Source organism: Paraburkholderia humisilvae (assembly GCF_902859855.1).
Taxonomy (GTDB): Bacteria; Pseudomonadota; Gammaproteobacteria; order Burkholderiales; family Burkholderiaceae; genus Paraburkholderia; species Paraburkholderia humisilvae.
Genome location: NZ_CADIKH010000025.1, coordinates 91,846 through 107,132, shown reverse-complemented (window position 1 = coordinate 107,132; position 15,287 = coordinate 91,846). Strand labels below are relative to the sequence as shown.

12 protein-coding genes and 1 pseudogene are annotated in these 15,287 nt (G+C 62.6%); 7 read left to right on the top strand and 6 right to left on the bottom strand.

Annotated features, from left to right (window positions below):
• From HV796_RS24735 to HV796_RS24710, 6 genes and pseudogenes are all read right to left on the bottom strand, one after another.
• Positions 1-523: pseudogene (locus HV796_RS24735) on the bottom strand (lytic transglycosylase domain-containing protein); the annotation flags it as partial.
• Positions 524-541: 18 nt separating this feature from the next.
• Positions 542-2,890, bottom strand: coding sequence for a type VI secretion system Vgr family protein (locus HV796_RS24730; RefSeq protein ID WP_175229130.1), 2,349 nt, complete (start codon positions 2,888-2,890; stop codon positions 542-544).
• A 505-nt stretch (positions 2,891-3,395) separates the two neighbouring features.
• Entirely contained in the window at positions 3,396-4,568 is a 1,173-nt protein-coding gene (locus tag HV796_RS24725) for an NAD(P)/FAD-dependent oxidoreductase (protein WP_175229129.1), read from the bottom strand.
• 86 nt (positions 4,569-4,654) lie between these two features.
• Positions 4,655-6,154: an L-piperidine-6-carboxylate dehydrogenase gene (amaB, locus tag HV796_RS24720; RefSeq protein WP_175229128.1), complete on the bottom strand. Its 1,500-nt coding sequence runs from the start codon at positions 6,152-6,154 to the stop codon at positions 4,655-4,657.
• A gap of 243 nt (positions 6,155-6,397) precedes the next feature.
• Entirely contained in the window at positions 6,398-7,792 is a 1,395-nt protein-coding gene (locus HV796_RS24715; RefSeq protein ID WP_175229127.1) for a heavy metal sensor histidine kinase, read from the bottom strand.
• Positions 7,789-8,460, bottom strand: coding sequence for a heavy metal response regulator transcription factor (locus HV796_RS24710; RefSeq protein WP_175229139.1), 672 nt, complete (start codon positions 8,458-8,460; stop codon positions 7,789-7,791). The genes HV796_RS24715 and HV796_RS24710 overlap by 4 nt, the downstream gene beginning before the upstream one ends.
• Before the next feature lie 145 nt (positions 8,461-8,605).
• On the opposite strand from HV796_RS24710, the gene HV796_RS24705 reads away from it, so the two are divergent.
• The 7 genes from HV796_RS24705 (at position 8,606) to HV796_RS24675 (ending at position 15,063) form a co-directional block, all read left to right on the top strand.
• A complete protein-coding gene (locus HV796_RS24705) occupies positions 8,606-9,238 on the top strand; it encodes a hypothetical protein (protein WP_175229126.1) in 633 nt (210 codons plus the stop codon).
• A gap of 141 nt (positions 9,239-9,379) precedes the next feature.
• Positions 9,380-10,030 (top strand): cytochrome b/b6 domain-containing protein, encoded by a 651-nt coding sequence (locus HV796_RS24700; RefSeq protein ID WP_175229125.1) that lies wholly within the window; start codon positions 9,380-9,382, stop codon positions 10,028-10,030.
• Between the two features lie 17 nt (positions 10,031-10,047).
• Entirely contained in the window at positions 10,048-10,839 is a 792-nt protein-coding gene (locus HV796_RS24695) for a molybdopterin-dependent oxidoreductase (protein WP_246356025.1), read from the top strand.
• A gap of 304 nt (positions 10,840-11,143) precedes the next feature.
• Positions 11,144-11,935: an indole-3-glycerol phosphate synthase TrpC gene (gene trpC / locus HV796_RS24690; protein WP_175229123.1), complete on the top strand. Its 792-nt coding sequence runs from the start codon at positions 11,144-11,146 to the stop codon at positions 11,933-11,935.
• 405 nt (positions 11,936-12,340) lie between these two features.
• Positions 12,341-13,441: a catalase family peroxidase gene (locus HV796_RS24685; RefSeq protein WP_175229122.1), complete on the top strand. Its 1,101-nt coding sequence runs from the start codon at positions 12,341-12,343 to the stop codon at positions 13,439-13,441.
• A 144-nt stretch (positions 13,442-13,585) separates the two neighbouring features.
• Positions 13,586-14,134 (top strand): RNA polymerase sigma factor, encoded by a 549-nt coding sequence (locus tag HV796_RS24680; RefSeq protein ID WP_175229121.1) that lies wholly within the window; start codon positions 13,586-13,588, stop codon positions 14,132-14,134.
• Positions 14,131-15,063: an anti-sigma factor family protein gene (locus tag HV796_RS24675; RefSeq protein WP_175229120.1), complete on the top strand. Its 933-nt coding sequence runs from the start codon at positions 14,131-14,133 to the stop codon at positions 15,061-15,063. The genes HV796_RS24680 and HV796_RS24675 overlap by 4 nt, the downstream gene beginning before the upstream one ends.
• Positions 15,064-15,287: the final 224 nt, after the last annotated feature.

The window sequence follows — 15,287 nt, the reverse complement described above, 5'->3', positions numbered from 1 at the left end:
CCCCCAGCCACCAGTCCGGGCGTGCGAGCCTGCCGTCCTCCAGATAGGATTTCCAGTCCGCCATATGCATGAACAGGCTGAAAAACGTCAGCGTCTCGTCGGCGGGCTGCGGTGCGGTGTGACCCGGTGGCGGAGGCAATGTCATCCGGTGACGCACCAGCACGAAGCCGGTCGAGTACAGCGCCCAGCGCGAGTCCTGTCTGAACTGCAGGTGCGGATAGCGCCCGTCGATCCGGTACGCGACGATCTCGCCATCCGCGTGCAGCCGCACGCCACCTGACTGATCGACGCACGCTGCGGACATCGCGCCAAAATGCACGCCGCCGTGCGGAAAGCCGTTCACGCCAAGCGGAAAGAAGCCATCGGTCATCTGCCCGAGCGCGTGATAGAAGACCTGCGGATCGGTGACTTCGCCGCCGCCTTTGCGCGGGAAGGGATAGCACCACTTCAACGCAGGCGGTGGCGCAACGACGTGTGCCGGCGCAGTGGACGAATGAGCTTGGTGTTTTGTTTGAGTAGTCATGCTTATTATCAGAAAGAACTAACCGGAAAATTTCGAACCGTGGCTTGCGAGATCGGACAGGTCATGCGTGTAAGGCAATGCGTCGCGTGTGAGCTTGCCGTCCGGGTCCAGCCGGCTCCAGGACGCTGCCCGCTCGATGTAATCGCCAGGCGTCGCGTGGGTAATAGCGTTTGGCGTAATGCGGTAGTACGAGTGACCGCAGCGCAACAGAATCTCCTTGTCGGCGTCGATCACCACGCGCCCGTCTGTACTCCGCAGATGCATGTCACGTTGCGATGCCATCGCGAGCTCATCGGTTTGAGCCTGGATCTGCACCGGGCCTCGCGCCGCAACCAGCTTGATGCCAAGGCTCTGCGCGAACAGCGATAACGCTTTACCCGCCGCAAGCACGATGTCCTTCATCGCACTGACAGCGAACCGGGACGACGTCGCGACACTCGCGTCTCCGCGCGCCGAAACCATCACCCGACCATCGGTGGCCATGCCGATCCCATGCGGAGCAGACAACGCGATCACGGCCTGCTTCAGGTCTTCCAGTTCTTCTTTCAGCCATCGGTTTTCCGCCTTGACGTCCGTGACTTCGGCTTTGGCTTCTGTTGCCACATCAGCCAGCGCTTGTGCCTGAGCCTGGGTCAACTCGAAGCGCAAGGTCGCCTGCTGCATGTCGGTCTGCTCGCCAATCGCCCCGGCCTGCCTGTCGGCGGACATATGCAGTCCACCACCGCCCCGCACGTTCCCTTTCATGTCGGTTCGGAGTTCGAATCCTTCACCACGGGTGTTGCCATTGCGATCGACTGTGTAGCCGAGATTGAGCTGCGTCTTGCCATGCTCGGTCGCAATCTTGATGTGCTCGCTTGCCTCACGGTCTTCGAGTTCGATCGTATTGTTCGAGCGCGTGCGGATCGTATTGCGTGTCTGCCACGGCGAGCCCGCGACGATTGGATCGGTTTCCTGCACCGTATGCAGCACCTGGCTGATATACGGCAGATCCGGATTGCCCCACATGAAGGCCACCGTCACCACCGTCCCCTCCACCAGCCCGAAATGGAACCCGCTCTGCCCCGCGCCCGCGAACGGCTTCGCGAGCCGCATCGGGCAGCTGTTCAGCCCCGGCGTGCGCGTATCCCGATCAAGATGCAGGTCGACGATATAGCGCCCCTGTTCGTCGAGATACGGGTCCCTGCACCCGCCTGTCGACGCAATCCGCCCGGTCACGACACCCTGCACGCGCGGCCATTCATGCTCCAGTAGCGGCAGCCGGTAGAGCCGGTCCGACGGCATCGCGCTGAACGTCACGCGATAGCCCCGGTTGCGCGCGGCGCTACAGGTCATGCGCACCACGAGCAGTCCGTGCTTCGCATCCGGCAGCTCCCGGTTCGACAGCTTCACCACGCAGCCCGGCGCGATATCCAGCATGTCGCACGTGCCGCGGTATCCGATCTGCGCGGCCCGTGCCGCCTCCGCGCGCAGCTGCGCTTCCTCGCGCGCCTCCTGCGGGCTCAGGTACGGCGCCCCCCACGCATACACTTCGCCTGCCGTCGTGGCGTCGTCACGGATCTCGTACGTGCCGTCAACCGGCCGGTCCAGCTCGCTCTCGGCGCTGAATGTGCGTACCGTGTAGCGCGTCGGGATCGTCTTCGTATGCATCTGGAGCGTGTCGACCGACTCCACCCCGCCGCTCTCCAGCCCGCTGTGCGGGCGGTACGCCACCGTCAGCGCCGGGCTGCGCCGGTAGTGCGTGAGGTCATCGCCAAAGCGCACCTTCTCGCAGCGCCGCCCTTCCTCGCAGACGTACCAGATGCCCGAGCGCCGGCACAGGCGCGTGACAAACGCGAGATCGTCCTCGTGCCACTGCATGACGAACTCGCGCTTGCGATAGGTGCGGTACAGCGTGAATTCAAACTCCGCGAGCAGCCGGTCGAAGCCGTTCTCGCGCAGGATCTGCGCGATGATGTCGGGGTCGTTCATGCCGAGGAAAAACCGGCACTTCGGGTTATTGCGCAGCAGCCCCATGCGCGATTCCAGCACCACTTCATACCGGGATTCGTCGACACTGCTGTCCAGCAGCGCGAAAGCGGTCGTCACGCCCGACACGCGCCGCGCGGGCTCGGGCTCGCCCCACTGCGGCGGCGGCTGGATGATGAACGTGGCCGGTTTGTTCAGGTATTCGCTACGCGACAGGTCGTGCCGCGGATGCGTAAAGCGGATCACGTAGCGCGTCGGTTCGCCGATCGCGCGTTCGCCGTCAAACGAAAGCACCTCGGCCTGCGCCGAACTGCGTGCCTGCGGGATATCGATGCGGTAGGGCTGCGGGTGGGGGTCGCCCGTGCGCGCCAGCGCGTCGGGCGAGGCCGGTGCCGGACTCACGGGTCTCTCTCCTCTTCAATCGCATCAGGCTAGATATCGCCTGACTGGTTGAAGCGGATGATAAGGGCCGGGCAAACGGAACGGATCGTTGTGGACACAATTTGACATCCGCCCTAAGACTGTCTGATAGGGCGGTGCGATCGACCCGCAGAACTTCAGAAAAGACCAGACGGCGATGCGCAACATGCAACGCACGTGCATCGATGAGCGGCAACATCGGCGCGGCACGGATCGAAACCCGTCGCGCCGTGTTATCAACAGAATCGCTTGATAAGGATGTGCATAACCTGCGCATGACATGCGCAAGTGCTTGATGTATCTCGGATTCGCTGCCGTGCTCGCAATACGGCAACGCCTGTTCGCCGACGCTTCGCGTTATCCACAGTTCCAGCGGACAAGCCTGTGGACATCCTGCGTAGGACTATGCCAAGTGCTTGAAGCGATTGATATTCAGGTTCTGCGCTGCAAACCGTGCAGACACGGCGCAGGTCGTCGCGCTGGTTGCTCAGACAACGTTCTTCTCGACAAATGGCCGGTTCTCGAGCACGCGATCAAAACCGAGCATCGACAGGTCGAGCGTCATGTATCGCCCGTGCAAGATAAGTTCGCTAACCCCTCGCCCGGTCGCCGGCCCTTGCTGCAACCCATGCCCGCTGAACCCATTCGCAAAAATGCAGTTCTCGACGTCGGGATGCAAACCGATAATCGCGTTCTGATCGAACACGTTGTACTCGTAGTACCCGGACCACGCATGGAGCACGCGCAGCGCTTCAAACTGCGGTACGCGATGCGCGAGCGTCGGCCAGATCACGTCGTCGAAGAGCGCATGGTCCACCTGGTCGAGCGGCAAGTCGTCGGGGTCGTTGTCCGCACCCGGCGACGTGCCGCAAATATACGTTTGCCCTTCCGGCCGGAAATACACGCCGCTCGGATCGATCAGCAGCGGACACTGTTCGAGCCGCGCCGGCGAACTGACATTGAAGATGCTGCGGCGGCGCGCGAACACCGGCAGTTCGATATCCAGCATCGCCGCGACGCGGCGTGACCACGCGCCCGCCGCATTGACCAGCACATCGCACGGATACACCGTTGCGCTCGCCGTCGTGACTTGCGTCACGCGCCGGCCATCGCGTATCAACGCGGTCATGTCATCAGCGACGTAACGCGCACCGAGTGCTTGAGCCTTTTTGCGCAATGCCTGCACGAGCCCGTAGCCGTCGAACCAGCCCTCACCGCTTTCGCCTAATGCGCCCGCCGCAAGGTCTTCGACGTTGAGCCACGGAAAACGCTTCATCAGCGCACCCGGTTCGAGCAAACGAATATCGGCGCCGAGCCGCGTTTGCAATGCGTGATTGTCGCGTAGTGTCGTAACACCGGCCGGCGTCGCGAGAAACAGGTAGCCGCCTTCATGCAGATCGATCGACGGCCTGGCGCCGTCGACTGCAAGACGCTCTCCAATCGCGCGCAGAAACTCGATGCCGAACAGCGACATCTGCACCGACAGCGGCGTCGAGAACTGCTGGCGGATCGACGCGGCCGATAACGCCGATGACGAACGCGCATAGCTCGGATCGCGCTCGATCACGGTGACCTCAACCGTCGGGTCGGCCGCTCGCAGAAAATACGCAACCGAACTGCCGATCACGCCCCCGCCGACGATGACAACTTTCTCCCTCACCTGTCCCGCTCCAACGATGACAGCAATGTCAATAACGACGACAACAGCGCGCCGCGGTTTTCAGCCCTGTTTTTCAGCCATGCTAATCAGCCGAGATTGAAGTCAATACCCTGCGCGAGCGGCAGCGCCGACGAATAGTTGACGGTATTCGTCGCGCGCCGCATATACGCTTTCCACGCATCGGAGCCGGACTCACGGCCGCCGCCGGTTTCTTTTTCGCCGCCGAACGCGCCGCCGATCTCCGCGCCGCTCGGCCCGATGTTCACATTCGCAATGCCGCAATCGCTGCCGGACGCGGACAGAAAGCGCTCCGCTTCGCGCAGGTCGGTGGTGAACGCGCACGACGACAGCCCATGCGATGCCGCATTATTCGCGTCGATGGCCGCGTCGAAATCTTTATAGCGCAGCACGTAAAGAATCGGCGCGAATGTCTCTTTCAGCACGACCGCGCTCTGCGACGGCATTTCGACGAGCGCCGGGCGCACGTAATAGCCGCCTTCATATCCTTTGACTTCAACGCGCGCTCCGCCGGTCACCTTGCCGCCTTCCGCTCGCGCCTGCTCAAGTGCGCGCTGCATCCGCTCAAACGCTGGCTTGTCGATCAGCGGCCCCATTAGCGTGCCCTTCTCGAGCGGATTGCCGATCGGCACCTTCGCATAGAGCTGCTTCAGGTTTTCGACCGTTTGCTCATACACGCTCTCGTGAACGAACAGGCGACGCAGCGACGTGCAACGTTGCCCCGCGGTGCCGACCGCCGAGAACAGGATCGCGCGCAACGCGAGTTCGCGGTCCGCGCTCGGCGCGACGATGCCCGCGTTATTGCCGCCCAGTTCGAGCAGCGACCGGCCGAAGCGCTTCGCGACTTCGGCGCCGACCGTGCGGCCCATCTCGGTGCTGCCGGTCGCGCTGACGATCGATGCGCGCGGATCGGCGACCAGCTTCGCGCCCACGTCGCGGCCACCGGTGACAAGCGCGGTCAGCCCGGCCGGCGCATCGCCGAATTCGCGTAACGCGTCGTGCAGAATACGGTCGACCGCGATCGCGGTGAGCGGGGTTTTCTCCGAAGGCTTCCACACCACCGCGTTGCCGCAGACGAGCGCAAGCGCCGCGTTCCACGACCACACGGCAACCGGAAAGTTGAACGCCGAAATCACGACGCAGGTGCCAAGCGGATGCCACGATTCCGCCATCCGATGGCCGGGACGCTCGGACGCGATCGTGAGGCCGTACAGCTGCCGCGACAGGCCAACCGCGAAGTCGCAAATGTCGATCATTTCCTGCACTTCGCCGAGCCCTTCCTGCAGGATCTTGCCGGTTTCGAGCGAAACGAGGCTGCCAAGCGCCTGCTTTTTCTCGCGCAGCCGGTTGCCGAGCAGGCGCACGAGTTCGCCGCGGCGCGGCGCGGGTACATTGCGCCACACGGCAAAAGCCTGTGTCGCGGCGGCGAGCGCCGCATCGACTTGCGCGGCCGAGCGGTTCGGCGCACGGCCGATCAGCTCACCGGTAATTGGCGAATGGACGGCGATGTCGCCTGCTTGCACCGCGTCGGCAATGCCGAGTTCGGCGAGGATGGTCGAGGCGTTCATCTTGGCTCCCTTTAAATTTCCAATACGAAACAAAAGACGGTTCGGAGACTATACACGCCGGGTTTTCTGGCGACAAGGTGGTCGTCGGCGTACTGGCGTGACAACCGTAACATGCCGTAAATAAGCGGAATCGAGGGTTTTCCCGGGTATCCCGGTCGACGCGGACATGGGCTGCGCAGCGACCGCACGGCATCGACCGAATGTGTTTCTTATAGGAAATTAACAGGGAGCGGCCCGCACCGGTCAGGCACGGGGAAAGCGCAGTTCAAAGCGCACGACGCTTGGCGCCGGACACGACACCGACGCGCTGCCGCCGTGCAGATTCATGATCGCCTTGACGATCGCCAGGCCGAGGCCGCTCGACTCGGTAAAGCTGCTGCGCGCGGTATCCGCGCGATAGAAGCGATCGAACAGACGCGCCATCAGGTCCGACTGAATCTCGCCGTCGTTCTCGACGACGACCGTCGAGCCGCGCTCGTCTTCCTCGCCCGTCAGCCTCACGACCGAATCGTTCGCGCCATAGCGCACCGCATTCACCACGAGATTGTTGATCGCGCGCCGGCACAGCATCGGGTTTGCCCACAGCGCGCCTCGTGCATCGACGGCAAAACGCATGCCGCGTTCGTCCGCAATGCCTTCGAAATACTCGGCGATCTTGTTCAGTTCGTCGGCAAGCGTGACCGGTTCGCATTCGATCGCGAGCGCCGCATGATCCGCGTGCGCAAGAAACAGCATGTTTTCCGCGAGATGGCTAAGGCGGTTCAATTCTTCGAGATTCGATTCGAGCGTCTGCTGATACTCATCGACGTCGCGCGTTTGCGCGAGCGTCACCTGCGTCTGGCCAATTAGCACGTTGACCGGCGTGCGGATTTCGTGCGCGAGATCCGCGGAAAACTGCGACAGGCGCTGATAGCCTTCGGCCAGACGATCGAGCATCGCGTTGAACGCTTCGGTGAGCTGCCGCAGTTCGGCCGGCGCCTGGCGGCTGTCGAGGCGCATTGACAGGCTCGTCGGACTAATCTGCGCGGCGCGCATCGCAATTTCGTGGACCGGCCGGAACCCGCGCCGCAACACGCCGTATGCAAGCAGCGTCGCGGCCAGCGCGCCGGCCAGCGTCGCCGCAATGATCCGGACGCGATACTCGGCAAGAATGCGCACCTCGCTGGTCATCGGATGACCCGCGATCACGGTGACCGGCTGGCCGTCCTCGCGCGCGACGGTGGTCGCGTACGTCCAGTGCACGCGTACGCCGTTCGGTAGCGACGTCTCGGTAATGCCGGCCGGGCCCGGCTCACGCGCGCGCGCGTCCCCGAGATCGGGCACCGGCACGTGATCGGGATTCACGTCGATAAACGGCGGCTCGCCCGGCCGGCGAAAAATCAGCACGTCCTGTTCGGCGCCGAGCATCGATTCGAACAGCAGCGGCCGCGCTTTCAATTCGTTGACGGTGTACAACTGCCGGACCAGCCGGCTGAAGTGCTCGGCACGGCTCATCAGCGCGATGTCCGCGCGATGTTCAAGCGCGATACGCTCCGAATGATAGAAGTAGGCCCCCAGCGCGGCGATCACCGTGCAGGCGATCACCGCGAAAAAGACCGTCGTCCGGACGGTCAACGAACGGGCTGCCCAGAATTTCATGTCCCGTCGTCAAGCGTGTAGCCGATGCTGCGCACCGTATGAATCAGCTTCTTTTCGAACGGGTGATCGATCTTCGCACGCAGCCGCTTGACGGCGACGTCAACCACATTGGTGTCGCTGTCGAAGTTCATGTCCCACACTTCCGACGCGATCTGCGAGCGCGATAGCGCCTCGCCCTGGCGGCGCACCAGCAGATGCAGCAGCATGAACTCCTTGTTGGTCAGCGGAATCTCGACGCCTTCGCGCGTGGCCTTGCGGCGCAACACATCGAGCTTCAGGTCGGCGACCTCGAACACGTTACTGTCACGAATCACACCACGACGCAGCAAAGTGCGCACGCGCAGCACCAGTTCGGTGAAGGAAAACGGCTTGACCAGATAGTCGTCCGCGCCCAGTTCGAGCCCGCGAATCCGGTCGCTGACATGATCGCGCGCGGTCAGGAAAATCACCCGCACGTCGCGCTTCGCGCGTAGCGTGCGCATGATCTCCCAGCCATCGATGCCGGGCAGCATCACATCCAGCACCACGAGGTCGTACGGGTGCTCGAGCGCCATATGCAGGCCGTCAGTGCCGGTGCGCGCGAGATCGACCGCATAGCCGCTCTCGCGCAGCCCCTTCTTCAGATAGTCGCCGGTCTTCGGATCGTCTTCGATCACGAGAATGCTCATGTCGCTCGCTGTCATCTAATTGACTTCCCCGATTTTATGCTCCGCACACATAACGTTCATGACGTTTTTGTCATCCACCGGTCACCCTGAAGAGCGTTTGCGGCCGTTACGCTGGGCGAATCCTCAATCACAGACAAGGCAACCGATGAAGCTCGTTTCTGGCGGTTTTATGCGCAGTATCGTCGCGCCGGCCATCGCGGCCAGCGCACTGCTCGCGGCAGGCACCGCCGCGTATGCGCAGAATGCCCAGCCGACCGGCGTGCGCGGCACGATCACGTCGTTCACGGGCGATGACCTGAAGGTGCATACCCGCGATGGCAAGGATCTCGACGTCAAGGTCCCGCAAGACACGGCGGTGCGCGGCGTCACGCTCGCGAAAATCAACGAGATCAAGCCGAACAGCTACATCGGCACCGCCGCGATTCCGCAGGCGAACGGCACGCTGAAGGCGCTCGAAGTGCACGTGTTCCCTGAAAGCATGCGCGGCACCGGCGACGGCCACCGTCCGTGGGATCTCGGCGCCAATAGCTCGATGACCAATGGCACGGTCGGCAATGTGGTGGTCAGCAACGGCCGCACGATCACGGTCAACTACAAGGGCGGCGAAAAGAAAATCTACGTGCCGGAAGACGTGCCCATCGTCGCTCTCGAACCGGGCGACAAGTCATTGCTGGTGCCGGGTGCGAAGGTCGTCCTGTTCGCGCACAAGGAAGCTGACGGTTCGCTGACGGCCAATTTCATTTCCGCTGGAAAGAATGGCGTCACGCCGCCGATGTAAGCAGCGGCACGGTCGCAGCACCGGGTAGCTGACCCAGCAGGCGAGACGGAACGCCGGCCACCGGACCCGCGATGGGAACGGCCGCCGGCTTCGCCATTTCGCCATTCCATTTCGCAATTCGATTGCAGCGGGAATCACTCGATGGCAGAAAAAGCGCTCAATGGCACGCGCACGCAACGCGTTATCGTCCATTCGCTGATCGTGCGCGTCACGCACTGGGTCAACGCATTCGCGATGGTCTGCATGGTGATGAGCGGCTGGGCGATCTACAACGCGTCGCCACTCTTCCCGTTCCGCTTCCCCGCATGGGCGACGGTCGGCGGCTGGCTCGGCGGCTCGATCGCGTGGCATTTCGCGGCGATGTGGCTGCTGGTCGCAAACGGCCTCGTCTATCTCGCGCACGGCTTTGCGACGCGGCATTTCCGCAAGCATTTCCTGCCGGTCCGTCCGCGCGACGTGTTGCACGACGCGCGGCTTGCGCTGACGCTCCGTCTGCCGCACGAAACGGGCGTGTACAACGCGGTCCAGCGGCTGCTCTATATCGTCGTGCTGCTGTTCGGCGTACTGCTCGTCGCGTCGGGACTGTCGATCTGGAAGCCGGTGCAACTCGCATGGCTCACCGGCCTGTTCGGCGGCTACGAGTTCGCGCGGCGCGTGCATTTTGCTGCGATGGCGGGCGTGGCCGGTTTTGTCGTCGTGCATCTCGCCCTTGTCATGCTTGTCCCGCGCACGCTGCCATCCATGATTACCGGCCGCGCGCGGCGCGTCGTTCACGGAGTCACCGACGCATGAGCCAACCGCGCAAACCGATGGATACACCCGATACCGACGCGCGCGATTCGCGTGCGCAACCGCTACGCGAGCGCATTGTGCTCGCCGATCACAAGCCGCAGCTGGAGCGCGTGCAGCGGCGTCTGTTTCTGCGCTCATCGCTATCGCTCGGCGCGCTCGCGATGCTGTCCGGCTGCAACATGCAGGACGGCGATTCGGTCGACAAGGTGTTGTGGGCCATGTCGCGCTGGAATGACCGCGTGCAGGGCTGGCTTTTCAACCCGAACCGGCTTGCGCCGACCTACGCGGCAAGCCAGATCACCAAGCCGTTTCCGTTCAACGCGTTCTACCCTGAGTACAACGTGCCGGAGATCGACGGCTCCGATTACGCGCTCGAAGTTTCCGGCCTCGTCGCCGACAAGACCGACTGGAATCTCGCGCGGCTGCGCTCGTTGCCGCAAACATCGCAGATCACGCGGCACATTTGTATTGAAGGCTGGAGCGCGATCGGCGAATGGCGCGGCGTGCCGTTTCACACATTTCTCAAGCGAATCGGCGCGGATACGTCGGCGCGCTACGTCGGCTTCAAGTGCGCCGATCACTATTACACCAGCCTCGACATGGCCACCGCGCTGCATCCGCAGACCCTGCTCACGCTCGACTTCGGCAGTGAACCGCTGCCGCCGAAGTACGGCTATCCGCTCAAGCTGCGCGTACCGACCAAGCTCGGCTTCAAGAACCCGAAGCATATCGCGGCGATCTTCGTGACCAACGACTACCCGGGCGGCTACTGGGAAGACCAGGGCTACAACTGGTTCAGCGGCTCCTGACCCATCGCGTGATATGGGTGTGTCGTTCGTCCCGCGCGAATCGCACTGTGTGAGGAAGAAACGATAAAGTGCGCTCCGTCATGAGTTGCGCGGCCTGCGCGATAGCTGTCGCTCGACGGCGCGACAGCTATCGCGCTCGGCAACCGCGACCTATTCGGCCTGGAATAACGCCGGGTTGATGGCTGTTTAGATAGACGACTCTCCTGTCAAGGATCCACGCGTCGCGGTCAATCGTCATACTTCGCAGGGTGCGGGTGCGATACAGGACCACGTTTACCGTTTCTTGAAGTTCAGCGAATTCACCATGTCCGATGTTCTGAACAAAATCATTGCCGTCAAGCGCGAAGAAATCGCCGCGAACCGCCAGGCAAAGCCCATCGAGGTCCTGCAACGCGACGGACAAGCGCAGCCGGTACGCGATTTTGTCGGCGCGCTGCGCGCAAAGCACGCGAGCGGCCTGCCTGCCGTGATCGCGGAAGCGAAGAAAGCGAGCCCATCCAAAGGCTTGATTCGCGATCCTTTCGAACCGGCGCACATTGCGGCGTCGTATCAACGGCACGGCGCGGCCTGCATGTCGGTGCTGACCGACCGCAACTTCTTTCAAGGCTCCGCCGCAGACTTGAGCGCAGCGCGCAACGCGTGCGCGCTGCCGGTGCTGCGTAAGGACTTCATGGTCGACCCGTATCAGATTCACGAAGCGCGCGCGATGGGCGCCGACTGCATTCTGCTGATCGCGGCCGCTCTCGAGCCTGCACAGATGCGTGACTTCGAAGCGCTTGCGCACTCGCTGAACATGGCCGTGCTCGTCGAAGTCCATTCGCGCGAAGAACTCAATATCGCGCTAACACTAAAAACACCGCTGGTCGGCATCAATAACCGCAATCTGCGTACTTTCGAAGTCACGCTCGACACGACCCTCGGCATGCTGAGCGATATCCCGGACGATCGGATCGTCGTCACCGAGTCGGGCATTCTGCGCCGCGCCGACGTCGAACGGATGCGCGACGCGGGCGTCGACACATTCCTCGTCGGCGAGGCATTCATGCGCGCGTCAGATCCGGGCGCGGAACTCGCGCGACTCTTCTTCGACGCGTGAGCATCGTGGCCGCACGCCGCAGTGCGGCCACGACAGGTCTGGCACGCGTCTGGCACGCGTCACGTTACTAAACACGCGTGCCGCGTCACTAAACAAACAGGAGAAAATCGAACACGTCGGGTGCAAAACTCAAAGGCGCCTGAGCATCCTTAAGGACCTCATTCGTTTGCCGTCCATCGCGTTCGAACACTTCGATTCCAGCCCTAATTGAATGCGCCGCCGCCGCTGCAGCAATGGCAGCGCTCGGCTATACTGCCCCGCTTGGTTGCGCACTTGCGGCGCCCATCCGCGTCACAAGCGCGGGCTAGCAATTAGAGGGCGTTCCGTGTCCGCCAGGGTTGACTCAACGGGTCAACTCAGCGGCCGACCGGAACACTGAAGGCCGAGCCAGGCTGGATATCCTTGATGGCGAAAACGTTCGACTACCTGAACAAACTGCTGCGCTCAGGGTGGGCCTATCCATCGCTCCTGCTGCGCTACGCGATCATCGCTGTGGCGATCGGCGGGATATCGTTCGCATACGCCTTTTCCGCGGGCTGGGTTGGCTGGCCCGTGCACCGTGCTCCGCTTTCGGCCACCCGCGTCGTCAATGCCTTCGAAGCGACCACCGGCTTGCACCCAGGTTTTCGCCGCAACCACGCCAAAGGGATCTGTGTGATCGGGCACTTCGAAAGCAATGGCGCGGGTGCCAGGTTGTCGCGTGCTCGTGTGTTCGCGCGTGGCGTGGTCCCGGTGGTCGGACGCTTCTCGGTGCCCGGCACCAATCCGGCGGTTGCCGACGGCGAATCGCGGCTGCGCAGTCTCGCACTTCGCTTCGCGGTGCCGGACGGCGGGGAATGGCGTACCGCGATGAATTCGGCGCCCATCTTTTCCGTCAGGACGCCCGATGACTTTGTCGCGGAACTCGCGGCGCACCGTGTGGACAAAGCAACCGGGAAACCCGACCCCGCGCGCATTGCCGCGTTCGAGGAACAGCATCCCGAAGCACGCGCATTTCGTGAATGGACGCGACAGCATCCGGCATCGTCGGACTTCGACAATGCCGCTTACTACAGCGTCAGTGCATTCCGCTTCGTCAGCGCGGACGGCACTTCGCGATACGTGCGTTGGAGCATGGTGCCCGATTCAGTCTACCGGCCGGTCACCGCATCGGAACGACGCGATCCGGATTTTCTCGCGCATCGACTGGTCAAGACGCTTGCGCAGGGGCCGCTGCGCTGGCATCTGATACTCGCGGTCGCGCAGCCGGGCGACGCGATCACCGATGCGACGCGAGTCTGGCCTCAAACGCCTGATCGCGAACGCGTCGATGCGGGCACGCTGGTCATCGACAGTGCGCAGCCGCAAATCGACGGGCCGTGCCGCAATATCGATTTCGACCCGCTGGTTTTGCCGGCGGGCATTGAACCGTCCGCGGATCCGCTATTGGCCGCGCGTTCAGCCACGTACATGGAATCGTTTTACCGGCGTATGTCGGAAGAAGTTCGTTTCGCAAGCAAACGTTAGCCTCAGAACAAGCAATGCTCAGCAGACTTTATTACGAGAAGTTAAACTCGTGTGTTACCGTGTGCCGCCAGCCGCGGTTGACTCAAGCGTCGCCTTGGACGACGCGCTTCGATTACTACAAGGGACAAACAAGGAACTCCGTCGATGACCGACGCAGACTTACCCAGCCTCCTGCCGGGCATGCTGCCGCGCCTGTGGGCGTTCGCGCTGCGCATTACCGGTGATCAGCACGATGCGGAGGATCTTGTACAGCGCGCGTGTGTTCGCGCTCTCGAGCGTGCTCATCAGTTAAGGCCCGGCACCGCCCCCCTTAGCTGGATGTTTTCGATTGTGCATTCGACCTGGATCAACGAATTGCGAGCGCGTAGCGTGCGCAGCCGTTCCAGCATGCAATGGGACGACGCATTGCTCGAAACCGTTGCTGATCCGGCCGCACGTTCGCCTGAAGATCATGTGATGAACGGACAGATTATCGATGCGGTCTCACGCTTGCCGGAAGCACAACGCGTCGTTATGCTTTTGGTAGCGGTGGAAGGCCTGAGTTATAGCGAGGCGGCAGAAGTCCTCGAAGTGCCAGTCGGAACGGTCATGAGCCGTTTGTCGCGGGCACGCCAGGCCATAGGCGCGCATTTCGGCGTGCGGGAAGGCCAGAAAATGAAGAATCCGGTTAAGAGCAAGGGCGAAGTCTCATGAAATTGGACGACATGCTATTGATGGCGTATGTCGACGGTGAGCTATCGCCTCTCGAACGCCAGGAAATCGAAAAAGAGATTGCGACGTCGCCCGAAACGGCGGAACGTGTCGCGCTCTTCTCCGCGTCACGTCTGCCATACGGCGACGCGTTCGCCGACCAGAAGCTGCCCCCCGTCCCGGAAAGCCTGGCGAAAAAAATCGAAGCGCTCTCGCGTGCGCATGCGGCGCAGCCCGCCGCCACGTCGAGCGAACCCGGCGCGAACGACGCGCATATCGAACATGACGCGCAGATGCCGCCATCAGCGCCGGTGCGCTCGCGTGTGCGTGTCGCGCCCGCGTGGCTCGCCGTTGCGTTTGTCGCGGGCGCGTTCTGCGTCGGCGCGGTGATGCGTCTCGCACCGGGGAGCCTCAATCCGGTGTCAGGCGCGTTCACGACGGCATCGAACGGTCCGTCTCCGTGGATACGCGCGGTGGTCGACTATCAGAAGCTGTATTCGCGCGAGACCGTCGCGTTCAGCACGGTCAGTACCGACGAGTCCGCGCAAACGGTCGCACAAATTCGTCAAGACGACCAACTGTCGTTGCGTGTCCCTGATCTAAGCGCCGCGGGGCTTACGTTCAAACGCGTGACGCGTCTGCGCTTCCAGGGCAAACCGCTTGTGCAAATCGAATACCTGCCGCCCGAAGGTCCACCGATCGCGTTGTGCGTGATGAAGGATATGCGCCCCGACCAGGCAGTGGCCGCGTCACAGGTGGCCGATATGAATGTGGTCACGTGGCGGCAGGATGAACTGCATTACGCGCTGGTCGGCGCCGACAACAAGAACATCGACCTGATGTCGCTCGGTAAGCAGATCTCCGGACAGGGTGTCGACCAGTTGTTCGGCAAGGTCGGCTCAGCTCCCACCCCCCACCACACCATCAGCTAGCCTATCGCGTGCCTCTTCGCACGCGCGCGCTTCAGCGGCCCAGCGCAACGCCCTCGTCGGGCGTTGCATGCGGACACCGGTCGTCCGTGCTGCGAATTTCGTTATCTTTATCGCTTTGCGCGCGGTTCGCAGTGTTCTCGCTTCGGCATGTCCGCGTCAGCGCTCGCGGCCTTTTGAGCCATTTATTTCGTCAATCGAATCGATTAATTTGCTTAAGCCGCAAA

Bases quoted from the DNA above. Each gene is read 5' to 3' on its own strand.
- HV796_RS24685 (WP_175229122.1), top strand. From the start codon at position 12,341: ATGGCGAAAACGTTCGACTACCTGAACAAACTGCTGCGCTCAGGGTGG.
- amaB (WP_175229128.1), bottom strand. From the start codon at position 6,154: ATGAACGCCTCGACCATCCTCGCCGAACTCGGCATTGCCGACGCGGTG.
- HV796_RS24715 (WP_175229127.1), bottom strand. From the start codon at position 7,792: ATGAAATTCTGGGCAGCCCGTTCGTTGACCGTCCGGACGACGGTCTTT.
- HV796_RS24705 (WP_175229126.1), top strand. From the start codon at position 8,606: ATGAAGCTCGTTTCTGGCGGTTTTATGCGCAGTATCGTCGCGCCGGCC.
- HV796_RS24710 (WP_175229139.1), bottom strand. From the start codon at position 8,460: ATGAGCATTCTCGTGATCGAAGACGATCCGAAGACCGGCGACTATCTG.
- trpC (WP_175229123.1), top strand. From the start codon at position 11,144: ATGTCCGATGTTCTGAACAAAATCATTGCCGTCAAGCGCGAAGAAATC.
- HV796_RS24680 (WP_175229121.1), top strand. From the start codon at position 13,586: ATGACCGACGCAGACTTACCCAGCCTCCTGCCGGGCATGCTGCCGCGC.
- HV796_RS24700 (WP_175229125.1), top strand. From the start codon at position 9,380: ATGGCAGAAAAAGCGCTCAATGGCACGCGCACGCAACGCGTTATCGTC.
- HV796_RS24695 (WP_246356025.1), top strand. From the start codon at position 10,048: ATGGATACACCCGATACCGACGCGCGCGATTCGCGTGCGCAACCGCTA.
- HV796_RS24675 (WP_175229120.1), top strand. From the start codon at position 14,131: ATGAAATTGGACGACATGCTATTGATGGCGTATGTCGACGGTGAGCTA.